The sequence below is a fragment of the Arthrobacter sp. H41 genome, assembly GCF_000520535.1.
In the GTDB taxonomy this organism is placed as follows: domain Bacteria; phylum Actinomycetota; class Actinomycetes; order Actinomycetales; family Micrococcaceae; genus Arthrobacter_D.
This window is the reverse complement of record NZ_KI914774.1, coordinates 41,470-42,434: the sequence shown is the minus strand read 5'-3', so window position 1 is coordinate 42,434 and position 965 is coordinate 41,470. Positions and strand designations below refer to the sequence as shown.

At 67.9% G+C, this 965-nt stretch carries 2 protein-coding genes; both read left to right on the top strand.

The annotated features are described in order from the left end of the window. Positions 1 to 120: 120 nt before the first annotated feature. Positions 121 to 588, top strand: coding sequence for a saccharopine dehydrogenase NADP-binding domain-containing protein (locus Y705_RS0104535; RefSeq protein ID WP_026531986.1), 468 nt, complete (start codon positions 121 to 123; stop codon positions 586 to 588). Between the two features lie 15 nt (positions 589 to 603). Continuing rightward, the coding region (locus Y705_RS17420) for a saccharopine dehydrogenase NADP-binding domain-containing protein (RefSeq protein ID WP_173401047.1) at positions 604 to 965 on the top strand (362 nt) is incomplete at its 3' end.

Sequence of the window (965 nt, the reverse complement as noted above, 5' to 3'; positions counted from 1 at the left end):
CTCCGCATCGGCCGATCTCTCCGGCCCGGCCGTTGGGGCCACCGCCGCGCGTTGACCCGACATGATTTCCTTCCGCCTATGCTCATCTTGGCTGCGACTTCCTAGGCAAGAAGGTGTTCCGTGATCCCCACTCCCGTGCATTCGACGTCGCCCGATCCCCGCGGTGAAGGGATGACTGCGCGCCGGTTCGATGTGCTCCTCCTCGGCGCCACCGGGATCACCGGATCGGAGACCCTCGGCTACCTCGCAGCGAGAGCCCACGAACTCGGACTCACCTTCGCCGTCGGTGCCCGGGACCCCGACAAGGTGCGCCGGCAGTGCGCCGAACGTGCGGTACCGGCACCGCCGCTGATGAAGGTCGACGTCGGCGACGACGACCAGGTTGCCGCCTTCGCCGCGGCAGGGTCGGTGCTGATCAACCTCGTTGGCCCCTATGCCCGATCGGGCGAGGGCGTGGTGCGTGCCTGCATAGCGGCGGGCACCTCCTACCTCGACCTGACGGCCGAGACACAGTTCATCCGGAGGGTGGACGCGTTGACCCGACATGATTTCCTTCCGCCTATGCTCATCTTGGCTGCGACTTCCTAGGCAAGAAGGTGTTCCGTGATCCCCACTCCCGTGCATTCGACGTCGCCCGATCCCCGCGGTGAAGGGATGACTGCGCGCCGGTTCGATGTGCTCCTCCTCGGCGCCACCGGGATCACCGGATCGGAGACCCTCGGCTACCTCGCAGCGAGAGCCCACGAACTCGGACTCACCTTCGCCGTCGGTGCCCGGGACCCCGACAAGGTGCGCCGGCAGTGCGCCGAACGTGCGGTACCGGCACCGCCGCTGATGAAGGTCGACGTCGGCGACGACGACCAGGTTGCCGCCTTCGCCGCGGCAGGGTCGGTGCTGATCAACCTCGTTGGCCCCTATGCCCGATCGGGCGAGGGCGTGGTGCGTGCCTGCATAGCGGCGGGCAC